This window comes from Halomicrobium mukohataei DSM 12286 (assembly GCF_000023965.1).
Classification (GTDB): Archaea; Halobacteriota; Halobacteria; order Halobacteriales; family Haloarculaceae; genus Halomicrobium; species Halomicrobium mukohataei.
The window spans coordinates 3,048,776-3,072,407 of the sequence record NC_013202.1; the positions used below are offsets into that span (position 1 = coordinate 3,048,776).

The 23,632-nt window shown below is 68.2% G+C and carries 21 protein-coding genes; 14 read left to right on the plus strand and 7 right to left on the minus strand.

Translation table 11 applies throughout. The annotated features are described in order from the left end of the window. Nucleotides 1-18: 18 nt before the first annotated feature. The gene (gene purB / locus HMUK_RS15295) at nucleotides 19-1,401 is read left to right on the plus strand and encodes an adenylosuccinate lyase (protein ID WP_015764105.1); all 1,383 of its coding nucleotides are present in this window, start codon (nucleotides 19-21) and stop codon (nucleotides 1,399-1,401) included. An 87-nt stretch (nucleotides 1,402-1,488) separates the two neighbouring features. Here the strand turns inward: purB and HMUK_RS15300 are convergent, their stop codons facing one another. Beyond that, the gene (locus HMUK_RS15300) at nucleotides 1,489-1,941 is read right to left on the minus strand and encodes a winged helix-turn-helix domain-containing protein (protein WP_015764106.1); all 453 of its coding nucleotides are present in this window, start codon (nucleotides 1,939-1,941) and stop codon (nucleotides 1,489-1,491) included. A 153-nt stretch (nucleotides 1,942-2,094) separates the two neighbouring features. On the opposite strand from HMUK_RS15300, the gene HMUK_RS15305 reads away from it, so the two are divergent. From HMUK_RS15305 to HMUK_RS15325, 5 genes are all read left to right on the plus strand, one after another. Beyond that, a complete protein-coding gene (locus tag HMUK_RS15305) occupies nucleotides 2,095-2,709 on the plus strand; it encodes a hypothetical protein (protein ID WP_015764107.1) in 615 nt (204 codons plus the stop codon). Nucleotides 2,710-2,755: 46 nt separating this feature from the next. Next, a complete protein-coding gene (locus HMUK_RS15310) occupies nucleotides 2,756-4,084 on the plus strand; it encodes an MFS transporter (RefSeq protein WP_015764108.1) in 1,329 nt (442 codons plus the stop codon). A gap of 66 nt (nucleotides 4,085-4,150) precedes the next feature. Beyond that, nucleotides 4,151-5,035: an alpha/beta fold hydrolase gene (locus tag HMUK_RS15315; RefSeq protein WP_015764109.1), complete on the plus strand. Its 885-nt coding sequence runs from the start codon at nucleotides 4,151-4,153 to the stop codon at nucleotides 5,033-5,035. Nucleotides 5,036-5,074: 39 nt separating this feature from the next. Further along, nucleotides 5,075-5,752 carry a helix-turn-helix domain-containing protein gene (locus HMUK_RS15320; protein WP_015764110.1) on the plus strand — a complete coding sequence of 226 codons (678 nt, stop codon included), beginning with the start codon at nucleotides 5,075-5,077 and terminating at the stop codon, nucleotides 5,750-5,752. A 47-nt stretch (nucleotides 5,753-5,799) separates the two neighbouring features. Continuing rightward, nucleotides 5,800-6,423, plus strand: a complete 624-nt coding sequence (locus HMUK_RS15325) for a phosphoribosyltransferase (protein WP_015764111.1) — start codon at nucleotides 5,800-5,802, stop codon at nucleotides 6,421-6,423. 11 nt (nucleotides 6,424-6,434) lie between these two features. Here the strand turns inward: HMUK_RS15325 and HMUK_RS15330 are convergent, their stop codons facing one another. The 4 genes from HMUK_RS15330 to HMUK_RS15345 form a co-directional block, all read right to left on the minus strand. After that, nucleotides 6,435-7,538, minus strand: coding sequence for a M20 family metallopeptidase (locus tag HMUK_RS15330; protein WP_015764112.1), 1,104 nt, complete (start codon nucleotides 7,536-7,538; stop codon nucleotides 6,435-6,437). Continuing rightward, nucleotides 7,538-8,779 carry a diaminopimelate decarboxylase gene (lysA, locus tag HMUK_RS15335; protein ID WP_015764113.1) on the minus strand — a complete coding sequence of 414 codons (1,242 nt, stop codon included), beginning with the start codon at nucleotides 8,777-8,779 and terminating at the stop codon, nucleotides 7,538-7,540. Before lysA ends, HMUK_RS15330 begins: the two co-directional genes overlap by 1 nt. A 143-nt stretch (nucleotides 8,780-8,922) precedes the next feature. Beyond that, the gene (locus HMUK_RS15340; RefSeq protein ID WP_223270961.1) at nucleotides 8,923-9,783 is read right to left on the minus strand and encodes a ferritin-like domain-containing protein; all 861 of its coding nucleotides are present in this window, start codon (nucleotides 9,781-9,783) and stop codon (nucleotides 8,923-8,925) included. A 262-nt stretch (nucleotides 9,784-10,045) separates the two neighbouring features. After that, nucleotides 10,046-10,876 (minus strand): 2,3,4,5-tetrahydropyridine-2,6-dicarboxylate N-succinyltransferase, encoded by an 831-nt coding sequence (locus HMUK_RS15345; RefSeq protein ID WP_015764115.1) that lies wholly within the window; start codon nucleotides 10,874-10,876, stop codon nucleotides 10,046-10,048. Between the two features lie 287 nt (nucleotides 10,877-11,163). Between HMUK_RS15345 and HMUK_RS15350 the strand changes: the two genes are divergently transcribed. Next, nucleotides 11,164-12,453 carry a hypothetical protein gene (locus tag HMUK_RS15350; protein ID WP_015764116.1) on the plus strand — a complete coding sequence of 430 codons (1,290 nt, stop codon included), beginning with the start codon at nucleotides 11,164-11,166 and terminating at the stop codon, nucleotides 12,451-12,453. A gap of 61 nt (nucleotides 12,454-12,514) precedes the next feature. Here the strand turns inward: HMUK_RS15350 and dapB are convergent, their stop codons facing one another. Further along, complete coding sequence (gene dapB, locus HMUK_RS15355; RefSeq protein WP_015764117.1) at nucleotides 12,515-13,273, minus strand: 4-hydroxy-tetrahydrodipicolinate reductase; 759 nt, start codon at nucleotides 13,271-13,273, stop codon at nucleotides 12,515-12,517. Next, the gene (gene dapA, locus HMUK_RS15360; RefSeq protein WP_015764118.1) at nucleotides 13,270-14,196 is read right to left on the minus strand and encodes a 4-hydroxy-tetrahydrodipicolinate synthase; all 927 of its coding nucleotides are present in this window, start codon (nucleotides 14,194-14,196) and stop codon (nucleotides 13,270-13,272) included. Before dapA ends, dapB begins: the two co-directional genes overlap by 4 nt. Nucleotides 14,197-14,623: 427 nt before the next feature. Here dapA and HMUK_RS15365 point away from each other — a divergent pair, with 427 nt between their 5' ends. The 7 genes from HMUK_RS15365 to HMUK_RS15395 all read left to right on the plus strand — a co-directional run bounded on the left by HMUK_RS15365 (nucleotide 14,624) and on the right by HMUK_RS15395 (nucleotide 23,626). Next, nucleotides 14,624-15,538, plus strand: coding sequence for a polysaccharide deacetylase family protein (locus HMUK_RS15365; protein ID WP_015764119.1), 915 nt, complete (start codon nucleotides 14,624-14,626; stop codon nucleotides 15,536-15,538). Nucleotides 15,539-15,591: 53 nt separating this feature from the next. After that, the gene (locus HMUK_RS15370) at nucleotides 15,592-16,596 is read left to right on the plus strand and encodes a GNAT family N-acetyltransferase (RefSeq protein WP_015764120.1); all 1,005 of its coding nucleotides are present in this window, start codon (nucleotides 15,592-15,594) and stop codon (nucleotides 16,594-16,596) included. Nucleotides 16,597-16,723: 127 nt separating this feature from the next. Beyond that, nucleotides 16,724-18,310: a beta-N-acetylhexosaminidase gene (nagZ, locus tag HMUK_RS15375; RefSeq protein WP_015764121.1), complete on the plus strand. Its 1,587-nt coding sequence runs from the start codon at nucleotides 16,724-16,726 to the stop codon at nucleotides 18,308-18,310. 331 nt (nucleotides 18,311-18,641) lie between these two features. Next, entirely contained in the window at nucleotides 18,642-19,844 is a 1,203-nt protein-coding gene (locus tag HMUK_RS15380; RefSeq protein WP_015764122.1) for a BMP family ABC transporter substrate-binding protein, read from the plus strand. A 49-nt stretch (nucleotides 19,845-19,893) separates the two neighbouring features. Next, the gene (locus HMUK_RS15385; protein WP_015764123.1) at nucleotides 19,894-21,447 is read left to right on the plus strand and encodes an ABC transporter ATP-binding protein; all 1,554 of its coding nucleotides are present in this window, start codon (nucleotides 19,894-19,896) and stop codon (nucleotides 21,445-21,447) included. Beyond that, on the plus strand, nucleotides 21,444-22,574 hold the full coding sequence (locus tag HMUK_RS15390) for an ABC transporter permease (protein ID WP_079979661.1): 1,131 nt from the start codon (nucleotides 21,444-21,446) through the stop codon (nucleotides 22,572-22,574). The genes HMUK_RS15385 and HMUK_RS15390 overlap by 4 nt, the downstream gene beginning before the upstream one ends. After that, nucleotides 22,571-23,626 (plus strand): ABC transporter permease, encoded by a 1,056-nt coding sequence (locus HMUK_RS15395; RefSeq protein ID WP_015764125.1) that lies wholly within the window; start codon nucleotides 22,571-22,573, stop codon nucleotides 23,624-23,626. Before HMUK_RS15390 ends, HMUK_RS15395 begins: the two co-directional genes overlap by 4 nt. Nucleotides 23,627-23,632 lie beyond the last annotated feature (6 nt).

Consider the following 23,632-nt stretch of genomic DNA (forward strand, 5'->3'; position numbering starts at 1 on the left):
CCTCGCACATCCCTCGGTATGACTGACCGGGGTCCACTCGACGCCGTCTCGCCGCTCGACGGCCGCTACGCTCGTTACACGGAACCGCTCGTGCCCTACGCCAGCGAGCGCGCGCTGATGCGCGCTCGCGTCCGGGTCGAAGTCGAGTACCTGCTCGCGCTGGCCGATCTCGACGCGACGCCGCTGACGATCGACGCGGCCCAGCGCGACCACCTGCGAAACTGCTACGAGGCCTTCGACGAGGAGGACGCGGCCCTCGTCAAGCAACTCGAAACGGAGGGGTACGGCGAGTACGCCGCGACCAACCACGACGTGAAAGCCGTCGAGTACTTCGTTCGCCTCCACCTCCCCGACGGACTGGACGCGGCCAACTGGATCCACTTCGGACTCACCAGCGAGGACGTGAACAACCTCGCTCACCGGCTGCTGGTCGGTCCGGCCGTCGAGGACGTGCTCGTCCCGGAACTGCGCGCCGTCCGGGACCGCCTGGTCGCGTTCGCTCACGACTACGGCGACCTCCCGATGCTGGCCCGCACCCACGGACAGCCCGCGACGCCGACGACCTTCGGCAAGGAGATGGCCGTCTACGCCTCGCGGCTGGGGAGAGCCATCGCGCGGATCGAAGCCGCGGCCGACGACCTCTCGGGCAAGCTGGCCGGCGCGTCCGGCACCTACGCCGCTCACCACGCCGCGTATCCCGAGGTGGACTGGCCCGCCGTCTCCGAGGCGTTCGTCGCGGACCTCGGGCTGGAACACGAACCGCTGACGACGCAGGTCAACCCCTGTGACGACCTCGAAGCCGTCTTCGACGCGGTCCGCGGAGCCAACAACGTCCTCCGGGACCTCGACCTCGACATGTGGCTCTACGTCTCCGATCGCTACCTCGGACAGGAGGCCGTCGAGGGCGAGACCGGCTCCTCGACGATGCCCCACAAGGTGAATCCGATCGACTTCGAGAACAGCGAGGGGAACCTCACGAAGGCGAACTCGGACCTGACCTTCCTCGGGGACTACGTCACCACCTCCCGGCTCCAGCGGGACCTCTCTGACTCGACGGTCAAGCGCAACATCGGGTCGGCGTTCGCCTACTGTCTGATCGCCTACCAGAAGTGTCAGAGCGGCCTGGACAAGGTCGTCCCCAACGAGCGGGTCATGCGCGAGGAGCTCGAATCGACCCCCGAGATCGTCGGCGAGGCCGTCCAGACGATCCTCCGGCGCGAGGGCCACGACGACGCCTACGAGCAGGTGAAGAAAGCGACGCGGGGCAAGTCCGTCACTATCGAGGACTTCCGGGAGATGATCGCGGGCCTGGACGTGAGCGAGTCCGTCCGCGAGGAACTGCTCGCCGTGACGCCCACGGGCTACACCGGCGTCGCCGACGAACTGGCCGACGACGTGTAGGCACGAGCGCGGTTCTCCGATCACCGCACACGGCACAGCCCCGAGACGCTGGTCGCTAGCGTCGACTGACGCTGGGCGGTCGCGCGATCAGTCCTGTGCCGTCGCGCCGCGGCTCTCGTAGTCCACGTCGGGACGAGTCTCCAGATTCTCGATCGCCTCGATCCGGTCGGTCCGCTCCATCTGCTCGTAGACGCTGCGCCAGACCGCGGCCTCCTCGTACATGCTGACTGCCCTCAGGAGAGCGATCCCCTCACCCGTGACGGCGTAGAACGTCGTCGGCGGATCGTCGACGCTCTTGGCGCGCGGGACCGGGATCTTCTCGACGATGCCGCGGTCGACGAGCTCGTCGACGTGGTACCGGAGGTTGGCCTCGGTCTCGTCGGGGTTGCGGTAGAGAAGCTCCTCGACGGAGAGGACGCCGTCGGGCTGGGCGAGGATCTGGTGGAGGACGTCGAGGCGAGTCTCGTGGAGGACGAAGCGCCGTCGCTCCAGTTCGTCCCCGAAGCCGTTCGGTCGCTCGCCGCGGTCTTGCGTCGCCATGTCTAGTCGGTGCCGTTCCTCGCCGATAAGCGTTCTGGTCAGTACTGGACCGTTGTAGTCGTCACTACACTGGTAAAGTCGTTCTGAGAGCGTCGACGACCGACGAGGACCGGACCAGCCACGGTTATATACCGCCCCGCCGACCGCGAAAGCATGAGCGGGCCGAGCTTCGACGGGCAAGAGGTCCTCGACGAGACGCTGTCCTTCCTCGGGAGTCTCCCACCCGAGCAGATCACGGCGATGCGGGACGCGGTGTACGGCGACCTCGGCCGCTACGAGGAAGCCGACTGCACGTACTTCGTACTGGGCAACTACGACGAGTACGAGAAAGAGCGCGTCCTGTCGGTTCGTGACTCTCTGACCGACTCTGCGGCCGGCCGAGTCGCGTTCACGCTGGAGGATATCGATCCCGGCGTCGACGCCTGGCAGAACTTCTACGTGAAGTTCCGGGTGTTCGCCCGGCGGGCAGATCACATCGTCCTCGTCGCCGAAGACAACGACGGGGGGCACAAACTGGAGCTGGGCGAGGTGGATCGCGAGCGGCTGTACGTCCTCAAGCGAGACTACGACGGGGCGTCGCTCGATCCGCCGGACGACGACGAGCGATCGGCCGCCGACCCGGCGTTTGGCGACCTCGACTACGAGCGCTTCGACGCGATGATGCTGACGCTGTTTGCCTACCTCGACGACGAGGGACGACTGTTCACCTGGGCCAGCGAGAGCGGGCTCGCCCGTGCCGTCGACCGCGTGCTCGCCGAGACAATCTGACAGTCGAGCACAATCCTCACGGGGTTCGGGACCGACTGGCTGGTAGATGGTACTGGACACGGACGGTCGCGTCCTGACACTGGCGTTCGCGCGGATGGCCGACGCGCTGGGCAACTCCTTTCTGATCATCGTCCTGCCGCTGTACATAGCCAGCGGCCAGATCTCGCTGTCGGGCATCGCCGGCACGGAGATCCTCGGCTTCGTCCTGCGCGAGGAGACGCTGATCGGGCTCGTGCTCTCCCTGTTCGGTCTGCTGAACAGCTTCGGCCAGCCGTTCACCGGGCGGCTCTCCGACCGGACCGGCCGGCGGCGCGTGTTCGTCCTGACGGGACTGGCGATCTTCGCCGTCGGCAGCGCGACCTACCCGTTCGTCACGAGCTACTGGTCGGTGCTCGGGGCACGTGCGCTCCAGGGGATCGGCGCGGCCTTTACCGTGCCGGCCACGGTCGCGCTGGTCAACGACTACGCGGCCAGCGACCGCGAACGGGGCGGCAACTTCGGCGTGTTCAACACCTTCCGGCTGATCGGCTTCGGCTTCGGGCCGATCGTCGCCGGAGTCGTCATCACGGGCGGGCTGGCCGCCGAGACCGTCGTCAGCTACGCGCTCCCGGCCTGGCTCGGCCCCCTGGCCGGCCTCAGGTTCTCCGGGTTCGTCGCCGCCTTCGCCGTCGCCGTCCTCGGAGCGGTCGTCAGTTTCGTGCTCGTCGTCGCTCTGATCGCGGACCCGCCGAAAGTCGTCGGCGGGGCGGGCAAAGACCTCTCCATCGCGGTCCGCGACCGCGACGGAAACGGGCTCGATCCCGTCTTCGTCCTCGGCGTCGGGACCTTCTTCATGGCCACGACGATCGCGCTGTTCGCCACCCTGGAGGGGCCGATCCGCGCGCGACTGGACGAGACGACGTTCCTCTTTTCGGTGCAGTTCGCCGCGGTCGTCATCGCCAACGTCGTCTTCCAGATCCCCATCGGGCGCGCCTCGGACGTGTACGGTCGCCGCCCGTTCATCATCGCGGGCTTCGTCGTCCTGATCCCCGCCGTGTTCGCGCAAGGCGTCGTCACGGGACCGTGGACGATGCTCGCGGCCAGACTGCTCCAGGGCGTCGCCGTCGCGCTCGTGTTCGCGCCGTCGCTCGCGCTGGCTGGCGATCTCGCCGGGGACCGCGGGTCGGGGACGACGCTGTCGGTGCTGACGATGGCGTTCGGACTCGGCGTCGCACTCGGGCCACTCGCTTCCGGCGTGCTGTACAACCTCGGCGGTCTCGTCGCGCCGTTTAGCTTCGGTGCCGTCCTGGCCGTGTTCGCGCTCCTCTTGACCTACTTCGAAGTCGAGGACACGCTGGAGACCGGTCGGGCCAGTGAGCCAGTGCCACAGGAGTGAGATACTCATAAAACACCGGATGCATCCGGGAGCAGCCTCAGACGGCTCGCAGTCAACTGTCACACGATGACCGCATCCTCGACAGCCATCAGGGGGAGACGCGACGCCGACCCCACGACGACGATCTCGCTGAGCGGCGGCCGTCGACTCAGATACGCGGCGTACGGCCGTTCCGACGGGACGCCCGTGCTGTTCTTGCACGGGACCCCCGGCTCGTACAGGCTCGGCTCGCTGTTCGACGCGGCCGCACGAGAACGGGGGGTCAGGCTCATCGCGCCAGACCGGCCGGGCTACGGCGGCTCGACGGCGTGGTCCGACCGGACGATCAGCGACGCCGACCGCTACCTCCGTGCGATCCTCGACGACGCGAACGTCCAGCGAGCCGGGCTGATAGCCTTTTCCGGCGGCGCGCCACACGCACTGGCGATGGCCACGCAGTGCCCCGACATCGTCTCTCGGATCGACCTCGTCGCCGGGGCGACACCGCCGGACGTGACCGGCGAGACACCCACGACACAGCGGCTCCTCGGTGGGCTGGCGACCAGGACGCCGACGCTGCTCGCTGGCCTCCTGCGCGGACAGGCGTGGCTCGCCGAGCGTCTCGACCCGTCGTTCGTCGTCGCACAGTACACCGCGGGCGACGCGGACGAGTCGGTCTCCGAGGAAGTGGCGACGACCGTCGAGGCCGACTTTCTCGAAGCGCTCGCACACACCACGAGCGGCACCGTCACGGACCTCCGGACCGCGGCCACGGAGTGGGCGCTCGACTACGAGGCGCTGGCCGCCGACGTGCGTCTCTGGCACGGGACCGCGGACACGAACGTCCCGATAGCGAGCGTGCGAGCGTTCGAGGACCGACTCCCGACCGCGACGATCGAGACGGTCGACGGTGCCGACCACCTGCGGACGCTCCTTCGAGCGGTGCCGGCAGCACTTGAGGAGTATCGATGACCGCGGCAGGCGTCGTCCGGGCGGCCGCGTGAGGTCTTTATGCCGGACGGACGAACGGCGGCCAACGGCCGCATGAAACGGATCCAGTTCTCGGTCACGTACCCAGATCGGCTCCGTCACCCCCTCCAGAGCCACCTCGAAGGCGACGGGCCGCTCACGCGAGCCGAGCTGTTGCTGTGGAGTCCGACGGCGGACGCGACGACGCTGTGCTGGTTCGACGGCGGGCCGGCGGCCGTCGAGCGCGCGGTCGCGACGATCGACTCGCTGGAGACGACCAGCCACGTTCGGGACGGCGACGGGACCTACGTCTACCTCCAGCAGGACGGGTTCGAGTTTCCCGACGTGGTGCTGGACCTGATCGCCGACGCCGCGGTGATCTTCCGCCCGCCGGTGGTGTTTCGCGACGACGGGACGATCTCGTTCGAGGCCGTCGGCGAGACGAGCGCCTTCAGCGCCTTTCACGACGCACTCGCGGCGGTCGGGGATCTCTCGATCGAGCGGGTCCGGCCGTTCGAACGCTCCAGTCGCCCCGCACGGCTCACCGATCGACAGCGAGCGGCCATCGAGGCGGCGGTGGCGGTCGGCTACTACGAGATCCCGCGCGAGGGCACGATCGGGGACGTGGCGGCGCGACTCGACTGCGCGACCAGCACGGCGGGCGAACTCGTTCGGAAGGCCGAGGCCGCGGTCGTCGAGGGCGTCGTCGACCGCCAGTAGCTATCGACACCCCCACCCTGAAGCGGCCGGCTGCCGTAGTCGTCCACATGTTCCGCGACCGCACCGACGCCGGCCGACAGCTGGCCGAGGCGATGGCCGACCGCGGCGTCAGCCCGGAGCTCGTCCTCGCGATTCCGCGCGGCGGCCTGCCACCGGGCCGGGCCGTCGCCGACCACTTCGACGCGCCGCTCGGCGTGGTCGTCGCCAAGAAGCTCGGCGCGCCGAACAACCCCGAGCTGGCCCTCGCCGCCGTCGCCGAGGACGGGAGCGTCTGGCGCAACGACGAGCTGCTCGCGCGACTCGACGTGACCGACGAGTACGTCGACGCCGAACGCGTCCGCGTCGGCGACGAGGCACGCGAGACGGCCGAGCGGTACCGCGACGGGGCATTTCCGTCGCTACGGGACCGGCGCGTCGCCATCGTGGACGACGGGATCGCGACGGGCGCGACGATGCGGGCCTGCCTCGCTCGGGTGCGTGCCGCGGAGCCAGCGTCGATCGCGGTCGGCGTCCCGGTGGGGCCCGCGGACACGATCGACGACCTCGGGGCGAGTGCCGACACCGTCGTCTGCGTCGAGACACCGGCGGCCTTCCGGGCGTTCGGGGCCTACTACCGGAATTTCGGACAGGTCAGCGACGAGGAAGCGATGGGGTATCTGGCGTCCGAGTAGCCCCGCGACGCTCAACGGCTCGTCGAGAGCAGCCGTTCGACAGTCGCCTCGACGGCCGCCGCGGCCTCGTGGATCTCGCTGCGGCGGACGTACTCGCGCTCGCTGTGGGCGACCGCGCCCTCCTCGTCGGCCAGCACGCCCGGACCGAAGACGACCGTCGGTGCGTCGGGCGCGAAGTGGGCGGCCTCCGTCGCGGCACCGAACGGGCGGATCGCACCGCCGCTCTCCGCGGCGAGCGTCTGGACGAGCGTCGCTTCCCGGTCGGTCTCGAACGCCTCGGGGAACGGCGTGTCGGGCCGGACGAGCGACACGTCGAGGGACATGCCGTCCGGGAGCCACTGCCCGAGGTGTGCTTCGAGCCGTTCGGGGAACTCGTCGCTGGTCTCCGGGGGGACGCTGCGGCGGTCGAAGGTGATCGTACACTCGGCGGGCACCTGGTTGGGGGCCTCGCCGCCCTCGATCATCGAGGGGGTGAGCGTGGGGCGGCCCAGCGTCTCGTGTTCGCCCGGACCGTGGTGCTCGCTGTAGCTCTCCATGGCCTGCATGATCGGCGCGGCGGCCCGGATGGCGTTCGCGCCGTCGGCGGGATCGGAGGCGTGGGCGCTCTCGCCGTGGATGGTGACCCGCCCCTCGAACTGGCCGCGGGCCGCGGTACACACGTCCAGGTCGGTCGGCTCGCCGACGACGTACCCGTCGGCCGACAGCGTCTCTTCGAGGTGGCCCGCACCGGTCTGGTGGGTCTCTTCGTCTGGCGTGATCGCCAGCGTCAGCCGCCCAGCACCCACATCCGCCCGGAGGAAGGCGGCGAGCAGCGCGGCCAGTGGCCCCTTCGCGTCGCAGCTCCCACGGCCCCGGACCACGTCGTCCTCGCCCTCGCGAAACGGAACGTGAGGCGGGACGGTGTCGATATGCGTGTTCAGGACGAGGTGAGGGCCCTCCTCGGCCGCCTCGCGGCTGGCCAGCACGTTTCCGGCCTCGTCGACGGTGGCCTCGTGGCCGCCGTCGGCGAGCGCGTCGACCAGCAGATCGCGCATCTCGTCGACAGCGTCGTGGGAGGGCGTCTCGACGGCCTCCCGGTGGAAAGCGTCGATATCGAACGTCGCGGCGTCGGCCATTACTCTCCGGCCTCGTCTTCGACGCGAACCACGTCGGCCATCGTCTCGCGGCGGCGGACCACCCGCTCGTCGCCGTCCTCGATGGCGACTTCGGCCGGTCGGGGCTGGGAGTGGAACTGGTTGGCCAGTTCGTAGCCGTAGGCCCCGGCGTTGCCGATCGCCAGCAGATCGGTCCGCTCGGGGCGGGCGATCGGACGATCCGTCGCGAACACGTCGGCGCTCGTACAGCACGGGCCGCCGATCGAGACGGGGTGTGGATCTCGGTCGGGGGCAGAGACGTTTCGAATCGGGTGATAGGAGTCGAACATCGCCGGGCGGATCAGCGTCGCCAGCGAGGCGTCGACGCCGACGACGGTCGTCGCTGGCGTCTCCTTGACCGTGTTGACTGTCGTGAGGATCAGCTCGGCGTCGGCCACGACGTAGCGGCCCGGCTCCAGTTTGATCCGGGCCGAGAGGTCACCGACCGCCTCGCGGACCCGCTCGCCGACGGCCTGCATGTCCAGCGGCTCGGTCTCCTCGCGGTAGGGCACGCCGAAGCCGCCACCGAAGTCGACGAACTCCAGATCGGAGTCCCCGACTTCGCGGGCCAGCTCCGCGACCTTCGCGATGGCCCGGCAGTGGTCGTCGAGGTCCTCGCGCAGGACGCCGCTGCCCGCGTGGGCGTGCAGCCCCACGAGGTCGAACCGGTCGCGGAGATCGTCTGCGAGCGCGGGCACTTCGTCGTAGGGGATGCCGAACTTCGCGTCCTTACCGGTCGCGACCTTCTCGTGGTGGCCCGTCCCGATGCCGGGGTTGATGCGAATCGCGACGCGACCGTCGTAGCCGCGGTCTTCGAGGCGGTCGAACGTGTCCTCGGCTCCGCCGGTGATCGTCAGGCCGGGGTGCTCGTCGGCGAGATCGACCGCGTAGTCGAGGTCGCCCCCAGGAGGGTTGACCGCGGTGTACTGCAGCGTGTTGGGGTCCGCGCCGGCGTCGATCGCTCGCTGGAGTTCGCCGGCAGCGGCACACTCGATGTCCGCGCCCGCTTCGAGGAGTCCCGAGAGGACGGCACGGCCAGTGTGTGCCTTCGCGGCGTACATCACGTGCGCGTCGGGGAAGGCCGCGGCGAAGCGCCGGTAGTTCGCCGCGACGCGGTCCACGTCCAGCACGTACAGCGGCGTCCCGTGTTCCTCGGCCAGCCGGGCGAGACGGTCGTGGTCCCAGTCCGCCAGTCGACGGACCGGAGGCGAGTCGCTACTCATTGGGGAGTACACGGCGCGGGCGAGTAAGAAGGGTTCCGTTTCGGGCCGCCGGTAGTCGGTCCGTGTGGCCGCTCGTCTCCGGTCCGGGAATCCAGACACAGGGACCGACCGCGGCTCGACGATGCGAGGGAGACGAGGCGGGGTTACCCGCTCTCACCCTCAGCCGGCGACTCAGTCCCGTTGTCGGACGCCTCCGTTTCAGTGCCCTCGTCCGGTGTGTCGGTTTCCGTGCCCGGCTCTTCTTCCGGTGTGTCGGTTTCCGTGCCCGGCTCTTCTTCCGGCGTCTCCTCCATCTCGCCCGCCATGAACGGCTGGATCGCCGACAGCACGTCCGGGATGGGGAGCGCCGGATCGTAGGCGTCCGGGAACGGCGACTCGCCGACGAGTGCGTTGAGCACCGCGGCGTGGCGCGCCTCGACGCTGTGGATCGACAGCGCGGCCGAGAGGATGTCTGGGCTCTCGATGCGCGGTGCGACACCGGCGTAGGCGGCGACGCCGGTGTTTTCGAGCACCTGTGCGGTCGCGATGAAGGCGTCGGCCGAGTCGATCCCGAACTCGAAGGCGGGCGGGTCGGCCGGCGTCCCGCCGAGCGTCTCGATCACGCGGGCCAGCTGCTCGGTGTGTGACTGCTCCTGAGCGCTGATATCCGCGAAGAACGTGGCCAACAGATCCGGCGGCACTTCGAGCGCGCTCGCGCTCGCCAGCGCCTCGCCGTCGAACTGTTCGAGCCCCGTGTTGTAGAACTCGTCTTCGAGGTATTCGAGCGTCAGCGCGTAGTTGAGCACGTCCACGTCCGTGTCGGGCTGGTCGAACTGGGACGGAACCTCCATGGGCTGGTTGCCAGCCGCGTCGTCCTCCTGGGCCGTCGCGGCCGTCCCGACCAGTCCCGCACCGATCACCGCACCCGTGCCCGCGAGTACGTCGCGCCGCGAGCGCATCGTCTGGCGGATGTCTTCCATCGTCGGCAATGCTGTGCTGTCGTCAGTTCGGTGTCTGTCTGTCATGTGTGTATCCTGCCAGTGCCGTGGCGTCTCTCGCTTGCGGAGACGGACGGTTTGTTATGCGCAGAGATTTCCAGCCGGCGCTCGATACGGCCGCGTTACCCGGTCGCGAGGCGTTCGAGCGGGAACGACCGCGTTGACACTCCGGGTGACGACAGAGAGCGACGAACGGCGGCGTCTGTGGCCGGCGTCGGCGACGGCCGCCGCGAGTAAGGCGAGACAGTGTTCGGGTGCGGTCAGCTTACCGCCGTGCGGGCGGCCGGTCTCACTCCCGTAGCGCGTCCTCTCGTTCCGTCGCCTCCAGCGTCTCCGCTTCCACGTCGGTCGCGACGACGGCGGGCTTGTACGCGCCGCCGTCGAACAGGTCGTGGTCGCTCACGCTGGACTCGACGAAGCGAGTGAACGCGCGCCGTTCGGGCGGCAACTCGCCGTAGATGACTTCCTCTTCGACGAGGTCGTAGATCGGAATGCGGGGCGTCAGCAGCGTGTTCTCCCCGACGATGCTGTTCTCCCCGACGACGAAGCCGCTGGTGACCCGACAGCCCGCGCCCAGCGAGACGCCGTCCTCGACGACGACCGGCGTGCTCTCGACCGGTTCGAGGACGCCGCCGATCAGCGTGTTCGCGCCGAGCTTGACGTCGTCGCCGATCTGGGCGGCCGATCCCACCGTGTCACAGGAGTCGACGAGCGTGCCGTCGCCGACGTGTGCGCCGATGTTGACGAACGCGGGCGACATGAGGATGGCGTCGCTGCCGACGTACGCACCGCGCCGGATGACCGTTCCGTCGGGCGTGTTGCGGCTCCCCCGTTCGTGCAGGTCGTCGGTCTCGCGCAGCGGAAGCACGTCGTGGTAGGTAACGTCGCCGTACTCGCGAGCGACGGTCTCGCGCAGGCCGAAGTTCAGGAGGATCCCCTGCTTGACCCAGGCGTTGGCCTCCCACTCCCCGCCGCGTTTCTCGGCGGCCCTGATCTCGCCGGCTTCGAGCGCGGCGAGAAAGTCGTCGAGGACGGCCAGGTGGTCGTCGGTCGCGTCGGCGGCCGTCAGTCCGTCCTGTTTGCGTTCCCAGAGGTCGCGTACGTCTGCTTCGAGACTCATTGGGGCGAGATTGCCCCTCCTCGGATATACGTCTCTGGGTTTCCGACCGAACGGACGCCGGAGCGAACCGCCACGGCTCGACGGTCCGGTAAGTGACGGTTTCCGACGGAGAGCCGTGGGAACGGGCACATACGGTCGAACTAACAATGCGTGCGTCGACCCACCGTCGGCCCACGACCGATGAGAGCCGACAGCGATCCAGCGAGCGAGACGAGTGCCAGGAAGTGTCACGAGGACAGAACGACCGTCGCGACGACGCGCGAGCGGGGCCGATAGGTGACAGAGAGATGAATCGCGTGACAGTCGACGAGGTCACGGCGACCGACACGACGCTGCGAGCGACGGTGACGACCAGTGGCCGCGTCGGGCGCTTCGTCACCGACGACCCCTTCCTCGCCGACTACGGCGTCGACATCGCCGCCGTGCCGGAGTCGCTGCTCGTGGTTCCGGTGCTCGCACACGTCTGTCCCGTCGCCTGGGCGACGGGGGCGACGGTCGCAGTCGATCGCGTCGACGCTGCGTTCCTCGACTCGCTCCGACACGTCGGCCAGCGCCTCTGTGAGATGTATCCGGCGTTCATGCAGGGGGGCTCCGTCGTCTGTCAGCGGGCTGTCGAGGGCGACCGTGATCCCGGCGACCGCGACGGGAGTGCGCTGCTGTTTACCGGCGGCGTTGACTCGACGGCGACGTACGTCCGCCACGAGTCCGAACAGCCCGACCTGATCAGCGTCAGAGGATGGGTGATGCGAGAACGGGACCGCTGGCAGCGCAACCGCGAGTTCTTCGCCGACTTCGCGGCCGAGCGGGGCCTCGACGCGCACTTCGTCGAGTCGAACATGCTGTCGTTTCTCGCGACGCCGCTGTTGCAGGCCCACTTCCAGCGGTACCTCGACGGCGCGTGGTACAGCTCCGTCGGCCACGGACTGGGGTTGCTCGGCCTGTGTGCGCCACTGACGGCGGTCGCGGACATCGGCCGGCTGTACATCGCAGCGACCCACACCGAGGAGTGGACTCGTCCGTGGGGCTCGCACCCGACGATCGACGACCGCGTCCGGTGGAGCGGGACCCAGGCTGTCCACGACGGCTACGAGTCGACGCGCCAGGAGAAGATCGAGACCATCGCCGACTACGTGCGCGGCCGGTCCCGAGAGATCACGCTCCGGACGTGCGTCCACGCCGAGGGTCCGCAGAACTGCAACGACTGCGAGAAGTGCTACCGGACGATCGTCGGTCTCCTGCTGGCCGGCCTCGATCCGAACGACCACGGATACGACTACGACGCCGCGACGGTCCCGGCGATCAGAGACACCTTCGAGTCCGGCGGGAAACACCTCTCGGCACAGAAGCGCTACCACTGGGAGACGTTACAGGACGCCGCCCGCGAGGTCGAGGCGATCGAGGCACCCGGTGGCCGGGAACTGCTCGGGTGGCTCCGAGAAGCCGACTTCGGGCCAGCAGTCGAGCAGTCGGCTCGACCGCTCGGACAGCGCCTCCTGCAGGCGACGGCTCGTCAGATCCCGACGAGCGTCTACGCGACGCTGTACCCGGTCTATCGACGGCTGTCCGCCGATCGGTGAGCCCGAGTCGAGACGACGGCGTCGGCGACCCGCTCGGCCTCGCGGCGCGGGACCGACGGCGTCAGGCGTCGTCGACGACCGCACCGAAGTCGTACCAGCCGGGGTCGCGGCCGACGAGCCACTGGGCCGCGTCGAGCGCGCCCGCGGCGAAGACGCCGCGGTCCTCGGCGCGATGGGACAGCGAGAGCACCTCGTCGTTGCCCGCCAGCACCAGTTCGTGCTCGCCGCGGATGTCGCCGGCACGGCGGGCGAAGACGCCGATCTCGTCGTCGGCCCGGGGCGCGTGGCCCTCGCGCCCGTACACCGGCTCCACGTCGCGCTGCTCCTGGACGGTCTCGAGGATCGTGTTGGCCGTGCCGGAGGGGGCGTCGACCTTGCCGTTGTGGTGGCTCTCCATGAGTTCGAGGTCGTAGTCCTCCAGCGCGCCGACGGCCGCCCGAACCGTCCGCAAGAGCGCCTGGATGCCCCGCGAGAAGTTCGTCGCCTTCAGGACCGGGATCTCCTCGGCGGCCTCGCGTAGTCGCTCGGACTGGGCCTCGTCGAAGCCGGTCGTCGCGACCGCGAGCGCGACGCCGTTGTCGAGACAGCCCGCGAGCACGTCCATCGTCGCTTCGGGCGTCGAGAAGTCGACGACGGCGTCCACGTCGTACTCTTCGAGGACTGTGCCGGCCTCGCTGGCGGGACGCAGTGGCAGGTCGTCCGTCTCGTCGGCCGTGCTGGCGAAGCCGGCGACGACCTCCACGTCGTCACGTGCTCGTCCGGCCTCGACGACCGCGGCCCCGGACCGGCCGGTCGCGCCACAGACGGCGATCCGCGTCATCGCTCGGCCTCCGCGTACTCGGCTTCGAGGTCCTCGTCGGCGAGGTCGGCGAGGACGGCTTCGAGCCGGTCGACGTGTTCGCTGGCGAGCCGAGAGAGGGGCTGGCGCATGTGGGCCGGCCCGTACCCGCGGATTCGCATCGCCTCCTTGACCGGAATCGGATTCGTCTCGACGAACAGCGCGCGAAAGAGCGGGCCGAGTTCGTGGTGGATCGCGCGGGCACGCTCGTAGTCACCGGCGATGGCCGCTCCGACCATGGCACAGGTGCGTTCGGGTTCGACGTTGGCGGCGACGCTGATACACCCGTCCGCACCGATCGAGAGCATCGGCAGGGTCATCCCGTCGTCGCCCGACAGCACCGAGAACTCCTCGTCGCGGGTCCGCTCGACGATCTCGGAGATCTGATTCATGTCGCCGCTCGCGGCCTTGAACCCCGCGACGTTCTCGTGGCTGGCCAGTTCGACGGCGGTGTCGGGCTCGATGTTCTGGCCGGTCCGGGAAGGGACGTTGTAGACGATCTGGGGGCAGTCGACGGCGTCGGCGATGGTCCGGTAGTGCTCGACGAGACCGCGCTGCTCGGGCTTGTTGTAGTACGGCGAGATGAGCAAGAGCGCGTCGGCACCGGCGTCGGCCGCCCGCTGGGACAGCGACAGCGCCTCGCGGGTGTTGTTGCTCCCCGTCCCGGCGATGACCGGTACGTCGTCGACGGCGTCGACGACCGCCTCGACGACCTCGATGTGCTCGTCGTGGGTCATCGTCGCCGACTCGCCGGTCGAGCCGGCCGGGACGAGGCCGTCGACGCCTGCCGCTTCGAGGCGCTGTGCGTCGCGTCGGAGTGTTTCGAAGTCGATGCTGCGGTCGTCGTCGTCGTGGAACGGCGTGGGAATCGCGGGGAACACGCCGGTGAGGTCGATGTGTGTCATTGCTGTCGTGTGTGAGTAGTGGTCGAGGCGTCGATACCCGGCAAAAGAGCGACCGGCCCGAGACGGGAGCGCCACGCCCGCAGCGAGCCGTCAGAAGGGGCGCTTGCGCTTTTTCGGCGGCGTGGACGCACTGCTTGCCACCCTGTCGAGACGGAGTCGTGCGTCCCGTCGCATACTGCACACGGGTCGGGCGACGGACTTATGCGTTGTGCTTGCCGGTTCTCGGGCGGCGAGTGCGACGACGGCGTCCGCCGCCGGAGATCGGTGCCACCTGGTAAATACCCTATAACAATGCCAGTATCGAGAGTCCGTGGAACCGCAACACAGATGGTAGCGATGTTACAAACAGGAGTCTACCGGACGCTGGCGAGGGGGCTACCGGTATCGACCGTGGCGGAACCGACCAGAGACGGCCCGAGAGGTAGCGATGTCTGACTGGGTACCCGGGGACGCCGAGTTCGCACTCTGTCTCACCCACGACGTGGATCGACCGTACAAGACCTACCAGTCGCTGTACTACACTGTCGCCGAGCGCGATCCCACACACCTGCTGGACCTGCTGCCGTGGCGCAACCCCTACTGGACCTTCGAGGACATCGTCTCTCTGGAGGAGTCGCTGGGCGTCAGGTCGGCGTTTTACTTCCTGTCCGAACAGTCGCTGTTCCGGGATCGATCGATCAGCGAGTGGACCGACGTAGAGAGCTGGCGGCTCTACGCCGGCCGGTACGACCTCGGCGACCCCGACATCGCCCAGCTGATGTCGTCGCTGGACGACCACGGCTGGGAGGTGGGGTTACACGGTTCCTACGAGTCCTACCGGGAGCCGTCGATGCTGGAGCGAGAGAAGCAGTGGCTCGAAGAGACCCTCGGACGGGCCGTCCGCGGCGGCCGCCAGCACTACCTCAACCTGGAGCGGCCGTCGACGTGGCGCTACCAGCGTTCGATGGGGCTCCAGTACGACGCGTCGCCCGGCTCGTCCGCCGAGTTCGGGTTCCAGGACGGCTACCACCCGTTTCGGCCGTTCGACGACCACTTCGTCGTGTTTCCCACGGTGCTCATGGAGTGTGCGCTACCGAACCCCGGCGAGGCGTACGAACGCGCCTGGGCGGCCTGCCACAGACTCCTCGAAGAGGCGCGCGACCACGAGGGCGTGATGACGGTGCTGTGGCATCCCCGCTACTTCAGCTCCGACTACGACGGGTATACCGAACTGTACCGGGAGCTGATCGAGTGCGCGCTCGATCTGGGTGCGTGGATCGGACCGCCGGGGCAACTCTACGAGCACTGGCAGGCCGACAGAGCGCAGGTCCCGACGCCGGAGAGCGAACGAGCGACCCAGTGACTGGCGTAGGCGGTCGATAACAAAGCCCGAACGGACGGGTTCTCCGGTGAGAGATGGAGATCGAACGACTCGATATCGACGAGTGGGGCGAGGCAGTTCCGGACTCGGGGATCGAACTCTTCCACCAGCCCGAGGCCCTCGAAGTGCTCGCGGAACACGTCGACGGCGACCTCGAACTGTACGGCGGGTTCAAGGGCCAGCAGGCGATCGGACTGCTCCCGGTGGTCACCGACTCGAAGCTCGTCGGGACGACAGTGACCTCGCCGCCGCCGTCGATGAACGTCCCGCGGCTCGGTCCCGTGGTGATGCCGACCAGTCCCAAGCAACGCAAGATCGAATCGGTCAACTCGAAGTTCACCGAGGCGGTGCTCGAGACGATCGACACCGGCGGCTCGCTGTCGCTGTTCCGGATGGTCTGTAACAGCCAGTACCTCGATCCCCGGCCCTACGTCTGGGCGGACTACGACCTCACGACGCAGTTCACCTACCGCCTCGACCTCGCGGACGCGACGGCCGACGAGACGATGGCCGGCTTCTCCAGTAGTCTCCGCAGAGAGATCCGCTCGGCCAGAGAGCTGGACGTGAGCGTGAGCGTCGAAGGGCTGGACGGGGCCAGAGCGATCTACAAAGCCACCCGCGAACGCTACGCCGAGCAGGAACGGCCGTTTCCCATCGAGTGGTCGTACGTCCGCGATCTCGTGTCCGCGCTTGGCGACCGCGCTCGACCGTACGTCGTCCGCGGACCCGACGGCGCGTTCCTCGGGGGCATAACCGCGCTGTACTCGCCCGACGCCGCGTACTTCTGGCAGGGTGGCACCCGAAGCAGCTACGAGGGCGTCAGTCTCAACAGCCTCGTCCACTGGCAGATCATCGCCGACATCCTCGCGGACGACGCGCTCGCGTCGGTGACCGGCTACGACCTGATGGGCGCGAACACCGAGCGACTCTGCCGGTACAAGTCCAAGTTCGGCGCTGATCTGGTTCCCTACTACGTCGTCGAGTCCGACGGGATCGGGATGGACCTCGCCAAGGCGACCTACAGCACGCTGAAACGGTGACGCCGTTCGGTGAGTATAGAGAAACGATCTTCGAAAGCCCCGTTTTCGGCACGCACGCGTTCTCTCATGCGAAAATCGAAGTGCCGGGCCGACAGAACTACGTGGGTGCAATTGAGACAGTATCACCATGTCTCTGCCAGACGTGGCCGAACTCGATCTCGCCACCAAAGTCGGACAGCTGTTCGTCGTCGGCTTCGAGGGACCGGAGCCGACGGAGGACCTCCGCGAACTCCTCACCGACTATCGCTGTGGCAACGTCATCTACTTCAGCCGGAACATCGACTCGCCCGAGCAGGTCGCCGAGCTCAGTCGCGAGCTACAGACCATCGCCACCGAAGCGGGACCCGAGATCCCGCTGTTCGTGACGGCCGACCAGGAGGGCGGCGTCGTCTCACGGACCGACTGGGGGACCGAACCCCCGAGTCAGATGAGCATCGGTGCGGGCCGGGACGCCGACCTCGCCCGTTCGGTGGGTGGCGCTGTCGGGGCGGAACTCGCGTCGATCGGCGTCAACTTCGATCTGACGCCGGTGCTGGACGTGAACAACAACCCGGACAACCCCGTCATCGGCGTCCGGTCGTTCGGCGAGGAGCCCGAACTCGTCGGCGATCTCGGCGCGGCGATGGCCGACGGCATGCAGTCCGAGGGCGTGCTGGCCTGTGGGAAGCACTTCCCGGGCCACGGCGACACCAGCGCCGACTCGCACCACTCGCTACCCGTCGTCGACCACGACCGCGAGCGTCTCGACGCCGTCGAACTCGCCCCCTTCCGCCGGGCGATCGACGCCGGGATCGACGCGATCATGACGACACACGTCTCGTTCCCGACGATCACCGGCGACGACGAACTCCCGGCGACCGTCTCCCGAGACGTACAGACCGGACTCCTCCGCGAGCAGTTAGGGTTCGATGGCCTGGTCGTCACCGACGGAATGGAGATGAACGCCATCGCCGACGAGATGGGGACGCCGGAAGGGTGTGTCCAGGCCGTCGAAGCGGGCTGTGATCTCCTCCTGGTCTGTCACACCCCCGCGGTCCAGAAAGACTCGGTCGAGGCGGTCATCGACGCCGTCGAGTCCGGCCGCATCGACGAGTCGCGGATCGACGACGCTGTCGAGCGCGTCCTCGAGTACAAGGAGCGACGCGGCGTCGGCCAGCAGACGCCCTCGCTCGACCGCTGGGAGGCGACCAGCGATCGCTCCCGCGAGGTCGGTCGTGAGGTCGCCGCGGCCGGCATCACGGTCGCTCGGGATCGAAACGAGACGATTCCCTTCGACACCGGACGACCGCTTCACCTCGTCGGCTTCCCCGGCGGACGCGCTTCGCCGGCAGAGGACGACCGCTACGAGCCGACGCTGGTCGCCGACGCACTCGAAGCCGGCGGCTTCGACGTGGAACTGCACGAGGTGGAGACCGCCGACGCCCTGCCGTCGTTCGAGGGCGACGAACAGGTCGTGCTGGCGACCTACAACGCCGCTGGCGACGACGAACAGGTGCGAGCGGTCGAGCGACTGGACGAGGCCGTCGACGCCTTCGCCGCGCTGGTGGTGCGCAACCCCTACGACCTCGCTCGCTTCCCCGACGTGTCGACGGCGGTGTCGACCTACGACTACACGCCCGCGACGCTGTCGGTGACCGGCGAGATCCTGGCCGGCCGGCGTCGGGCCAGCGGTCGGCTGCCGGTGACGATCGCGGGCTTCGAGGCCGAGAACTGATACGGACGGTTGTAGGAATGTACCGGTGAGCGTCGCCACGGGGGAGACGCTCACCGGTAAGCAACTACAACTTTCCGTATGAGACGGACTGTCGCCGGCCTTCTTTGATCGGTTTCTCCCCCCGGAACCAGCAGAGACAGAGCGACGGGACTCCGTGTCGAGCGACGGGCGGTCGTGGCTGCGCGGATTCGGCCGATAGAGTCGGTTTGTATTTTTATTCTGATATCAAAATTTTACACGCCTCAGTGCCACTCGTGCGGACTTCACCGTCTCGCCTGCCTGTTTTGGGGACGAACTTATATACCTAGAAAATAGTTATATCCATATACCAATGGTTTCAGAACCAGATCCAGACGGCGAATCGACGGCAGTCGACCAGCGGGGAGACTCCGACACACCGATCAACCGACGCGACGTGCTCCGGTCGGGAGCGGCGGTCGCTATCACCGGCGGCCTCGCCGGTTGTCTGACCGGCGACGGCGGCGACGGTGCCGGTGACGGGGGCGACGGCGGCGACGGCGACACGGAGACAGACACGACCGACGGCGGCGAGGGCGGGACGACGAACATCGCGATCGTCTCCAGTTCCGCCGGCTTCGGCGACCGCGCGTTCAACGACCTCGCACTGGAGGGGCTGGAGAACGCCGCCGAGGAGTACGACATCGAACTCCAGCAGGTCGAAGAGACCAACCAGTCCAACTACGGGACCGTCCAGTCCCGGCTCGCAGAGAGCCAGAACCCCGACTACGACCTGATCGTCCTGGTCGGCTACCAGCACACCCAGGCACTGGAGACCAACGCCGAGGAGTACTCCGACCAGCGCTGGATGCTGATCAACGACCACATCGAACGGCCAAACGTCGGCGGCTACATCTGGGCCAACCACGAGATGTCGTTCCAGGCGGGCGTCCTCGCCGGGACGATGACGACCCGAGAACTCACGCACGAAGGGAACTCCAACGACCCCGACGGGACCACCGTCGGCTTCGTGGGCGGCGTCGACGGGGCGCTGATCAACGCGTTCGAACGCGCCTACGTCGCTGGCGTCGAGTGGGTCAACGAGGACGTAGACGTGCGGGTCGGCTACATCGGCAACTACGAGGACACCCAGACGGCGGCCAACATCGCCTCCTCGCAGTACGACGCCGGGGCGGACATCGTCTACCAGGCCGCGGCGGCCGCCGGACAGGGCGTCTTCCAGGCCGCACAAGAAGCGAACCGCTTTGCAATCGGCGTCGACGCCGACCAGTCGGTGACGCTGCCGGACTACCAGGACGTGATCATCGGCTCGGCGATCAAGCGCATCAACGAAGGGACCTACCGCGTCGCGGAGGGCATCGTCCAGGACAACTGGGACGAAGTCAGCGGTCGAAACGTCCTCGGCCTCGACCAGGACGCCGTCGCGGTCGTGCTGGGCCAGGCGATCGGCTCGAAGTTGCCCGACGCCGTGAGCCAGAACCTCGAAGAGTCGAAGCAGGCCATCGTCGACGGCGACGTGACCGTCCCCTGTACGGCCGCCGGCTGTCAGGACTGAAGCCACAGCCACCATCGCACGTTATGAGACACGACACCACCACACAGCCATGAGCGGGAGCGGGGCACCAGCCGTCGAACTCGACGCCATTACCAAACGCTTCGGGGATGTCGTCGCCAACGACGGCGTCGACCTCACGCTCGAACGCGGGACGGTCCACGCGCTCGTCGGCGAGAACGGAGCGGGCAAGACGACGCTGATGAGCGTCCTCTACGGGCTCTACGAGCCCGACGAGGGGACGATCCGCGTCGACGGACAGCCCCGGACGTTCGACTCGCCGCGGGACGCGATCGACGCCGGAGTCGGCATGATCCACCAGCACTTCCAGCTCGTGGATACGATGACCGTCCTCCAGAACGTCGTCCTGGGCCACGAGCCGACGGACAACGGGCTCGTCGATCAGGACAGCGCCCGAGCGGCGATCGACGAGGTCTGTTCGACCTACGGCTTCGACATCGATAAGCACCTGGACACGCGAATCGAGGACCTCGGCGTCGGCGTCCAGCAACGCGTCGAGATCGTCAAGAGCCTCTACCGGGGGGCAGACACGCTGATCCTCGACGAGCCCACCGCAGTGTTGACTCCCCAGGAGGTCGACGAGCTGTTCGACGTGATGGCAGAGCTGACCGATCGTGGCCGGTCGCTGATCTTCATCACCCACAAGCTCGACGAGGCGATGGCCGTCGCCGACGATATCACCGTCCTCCGGGACGGCGAGTCGGTCGGGACTGTCGACGGAGCCTCGACGAGCGAGCAGGAACTCGCGCGCATGATGGTCGGCCGGGACGTGCTCTTCGAGGGCCAGGAACGCACGACCGAGCCCGGTTCGGTCACCCTCGACGTAGCGGATCTGCGCGTCCAAGACGACCGCGGGCTCGAACAGGTCAGCGGGATCGACCTCTCGGTGCGGTCCGGCGAGGTGCTGGGGATCGCGGGGGTCGACGGCAACGGCCAGGCCGAACTCGTCGAGGCGATCACCGGGCTGCGGTCGGTCGAGTCCGGGGCAGTCACCTTCGAAGGGCGAGACATCACCGAGACGAGCCGGCGCGACCGCATCGAGTCGGGCATCGCCTACATCCCGGAAGACCGCCAGACCGAGGGGCTCGTCCAGGAGTACGACCTCGTCCGGAACGCCCTGCTCGGGAACCAGACCATCGAGCCGTTCGTCGAGAACGGCTTCGTCGACTGGGATCTCGTCCGCGAACACGCGGCCGAGATCGTCGCCGAGTACGACGTGCAACCGCCCCACGTCGAGGCCGACGCCGGCTCGCTCTCGGGAGGCAACCAGCAGAAGTTCGTCGTCGGACGCGAACTCAGACACGACCCGGACCTGGTGGTCGCCTCACATCCGACTCGGGGGGTCGACATCGGTTCGATCGAGTTCATTCACGGTCGACTCCACGAGATGCGCGACGAGGGGATGGCGATTCTGCTGGTCTCCTCGAAGCTCGACGAGGTCCAGAAGCTCTCGGATCGCCTCGCGGTGATCCACGAGGGCGAGTTCGTCGACGTGGTCGATCCGGACGCCGTAACCGAGGGGGAACTCGGCCTGCTGATGGCCGGGCGAGAGCGGGCGGCCGCCGACGGAGGTGTCGAGCGGTGAGCACGGCCAGCGACCGGGCGCGTGCCGTTCTCGATCGAGCGGCCGATCGGATGCTGCGAGCCAGCGTCCTCGAACGGTTCGCGCTGGCGGTCGTCTCGACGCTGCTGGCGTTGCTGATCGGCTCGGTGATCGTCTGGGCGACCGGCTACGACGCCGTGGAGTTCGTCACGTCGCTGCTGTACGGCGCGGTCGGGAACCTCTCGAACGTCGCGTTCACGCTGCGTCAGTCGACGATGCTGATCCTGACCGGCGTCGCCGTCGCCGTCGCCTTCCGGGCCGGCGTGTTCAACATCGGCGTTCAGGGACAGTTCGTCGTCGGCGGGTTCGCGACCGCGCTGACGATCCTCTTTCTCGCGCCGCTGTTGCCCGGCGGCCCCGTCGGGGGCGTCGTGTTGATGGTCCTCGGGACGATCGCGGCGATCGTCGCGGGCGGTGCTTACGGGGCGCTTCCGGGCCTGATGAAGGCCTACGCCGACGCCAACGAAGTGATCACCACGATCATGCTGAACTTCATCGCGTCGGGCGTCGTCTACTTCCTCATCGACGCGTACCTCCGACCGTCGGGGACCTCCGCACCGAACACGGAGTCGTTCCCCGACTACGTCGACCTGCCCGGTTTCGCGTTCGGGAGCGGCTCGTTCTCGGTGATCGGGCTGGGGGTCGCGCTGGCGACGGCGTTCGGGGTCTACGTGGTCATGGCCCGCACGAGCTTCGGCTACGACCTCGTGACCAGCGGCTACCAGGAGTCCGCGGCAGCCTACTCCGGGGTCGACCCGAAGCGGACGGTCGTGACGACGATGGCCTTCTCGGGAATGGTCGCTGGCGTCGCCGGAGCGATGTTCGCGATCATGGTCCTGGGGTACTACAGCGATCCGAGTACGTTCCCGACCTTCGGGTTCGACGCCATCGCCGTGAGCCTGCTGGCGGCGAACAACCCGCTTGGCGTGATCCCGGCGGGCCTGCTCTTTGGCGGTCTCGACGCGGGCGGCCAGTACATCGGGTTCACGCTCGACGTGCCCTCGGAGCTCGTCGACGGCGTCATCGGTCTCATCGTGCTGTTCGTCGCCGCCCCGGAGCTGTTCCGAATGAGTGCCCGCCGCTTCGGACTCGGGGGTGACGATCGATGAGCGTCGCCGACTACGCGGCCGAGCATCGCCTCGCCGTCGGCGGCGGGCTCGCCGCGCTCGCTGCCGTGGCAGCGATCACGCTGCTGGATCTGCCCGGCGCGGACCTGCTGACCGTCGGTGCCGCGGAGCGATCACTGCAGGCCGCGATGCCGATCGCGCTGGCCGCGATCGGCGGCCTGTACGCCGAGAAGAGCGGCGTGTTCAACATCGGTCTGGAGGGGTTCATGATCTTCGGGGCCCTGACCGCGGCCGCCGCGGCGTGGCTCATCTCCGGTGAGGGAGCGATCACGCAGGGCGACCTCTGGCTCGCGATCCTCGTCGCAGTGGCCTTCTGCGCGCTGTTGACGGTTGCCTTTGCCGTCCTGACGATCCGGTACAAGGCCGACCAGATCGTCGCCGGACTGGCGGTGTGGTTCATCGGCCTGGGCTTTGGGCCCTTCGGGGCGACGGTCGTGTGGGGCGGGGTCTCCAGCCCGACACTGCCGAACGTGAACAACGTCGTCGTTCCCGGGCTCGCCGAGCTACCGGTGCTCGGACGGCTGCTGTTCGATACGTCGCCGCTCGTCCTGTTGACGCTCGTCCTGACGGTCCTCGCGTGGGTCGTCCTCTACCGGACCCGCTACGGCTACTGGATCCAGGCGGCCGGCGAGAACCCCGAGGCGCTGGACACTGCAGGCGTCGACGTGAACCGCGTTCGCTACGCGACCGTCATCTTCTCGGGAGCGATGGCGGGCCTGGCCGGTGCGACGCTGTCGATCGGCATCGGGAGCGGCTTCACCGGCACCGGCGTCACGATGGTCGACGGACGCGGCTGGATCGCCATCGTCGCCTACCTCTTTGGCAACTACAACCCGATCGGGGCCTTCCTCGCGTCGCTGCTCTTTGGCGCGATGGACATGCTCCAGATCCAGCTCCAGACGGTCGGGATCTCGCTACCGGGCTCGATCACCGGACTGTTCCCCTACGTCGCCGTGCTCGTCGTGCTCACGCTGGTGGGCTACACGCGCGTGCCCGCCGCGGTCGGCGAGGCCTACGAGACGGAATCGGAGTAGGACCAG

Coding starts and splice junctions, on each gene's coding strand:
- purB (WP_015764105.1), top strand. CDS start 19: ATGACTGACCGGGGTCCACTCGACGCCGTCTCGCCGCTCGACGGCCGC.
- HMUK_RS15300 (WP_015764106.1), bottom strand. CDS start 1,941: ATGGCGACGCAAGACCGCGGCGAGCGACCGAACGGCTTCGGGGACGAA.
- HMUK_RS15305 (WP_015764107.1), top strand. CDS start 2,095: ATGAGCGGGCCGAGCTTCGACGGGCAAGAGGTCCTCGACGAGACGCTG.
- HMUK_RS15310 (WP_015764108.1), top strand. CDS start 2,756: ATGGTACTGGACACGGACGGTCGCGTCCTGACACTGGCGTTCGCGCGG.
- HMUK_RS15315 (WP_015764109.1), top strand. CDS start 4,151: ATGACCGCATCCTCGACAGCCATCAGGGGGAGACGCGACGCCGACCCC.
- HMUK_RS15320 (WP_015764110.1), top strand. CDS start 5,075: ATGCCGGACGGACGAACGGCGGCCAACGGCCGCATGAAACGGATCCAG.
- HMUK_RS15325 (WP_015764111.1), top strand. CDS start 5,800: ATGTTCCGCGACCGCACCGACGCCGGCCGACAGCTGGCCGAGGCGATG.
- HMUK_RS15330 (WP_015764112.1), bottom strand. CDS start 7,538: ATGGCCGACGCCGCGACGTTCGATATCGACGCTTTCCACCGGGAGGCC.
- lysA (WP_015764113.1), bottom strand. CDS start 8,779: ATGAGTAGCGACTCGCCTCCGGTCCGTCGACTGGCGGACTGGGACCAC.
- HMUK_RS15340 (WP_223270961.1), bottom strand. CDS start 9,783: ATGACAGACAGACACCGAACTGACGACAGCACAGCATTGCCGACGATG.
- HMUK_RS15345 (WP_015764115.1), bottom strand. CDS start 10,876: ATGAGTCTCGAAGCAGACGTACGCGACCTCTGGGAACGCAAACAGGAC.
- HMUK_RS15350 (WP_015764116.1), top strand. CDS start 11,164: ATGAATCGCGTGACAGTCGACGAGGTCACGGCGACCGACACGACGCTG.
- dapB (WP_015764117.1), bottom strand. CDS start 13,273: ATGACGCGGATCGCCGTCTGTGGCGCGACCGGCCGGTCCGGGGCCGCG.
- dapA (WP_015764118.1), bottom strand. CDS start 14,196: ATGACACACATCGACCTCACCGGCGTGTTCCCCGCGATTCCCACGCCG.
- HMUK_RS15365 (WP_015764119.1), top strand. CDS start 14,624: ATGTCTGACTGGGTACCCGGGGACGCCGAGTTCGCACTCTGTCTCACC.
- HMUK_RS15370 (WP_015764120.1), top strand. CDS start 15,592: ATGGAGATCGAACGACTCGATATCGACGAGTGGGGCGAGGCAGTTCCG.
- nagZ (WP_015764121.1), top strand. CDS start 16,724: ATGTCTCTGCCAGACGTGGCCGAACTCGATCTCGCCACCAAAGTCGGA.
- HMUK_RS15380 (WP_015764122.1), top strand. CDS start 18,642: ATGGTTTCAGAACCAGATCCAGACGGCGAATCGACGGCAGTCGACCAG.
- HMUK_RS15385 (WP_015764123.1), top strand. CDS start 19,894: ATGAGCGGGAGCGGGGCACCAGCCGTCGAACTCGACGCCATTACCAAA.
- HMUK_RS15395 (WP_015764125.1), top strand. CDS start 22,571: ATGAGCGTCGCCGACTACGCGGCCGAGCATCGCCTCGCCGTCGGCGGC.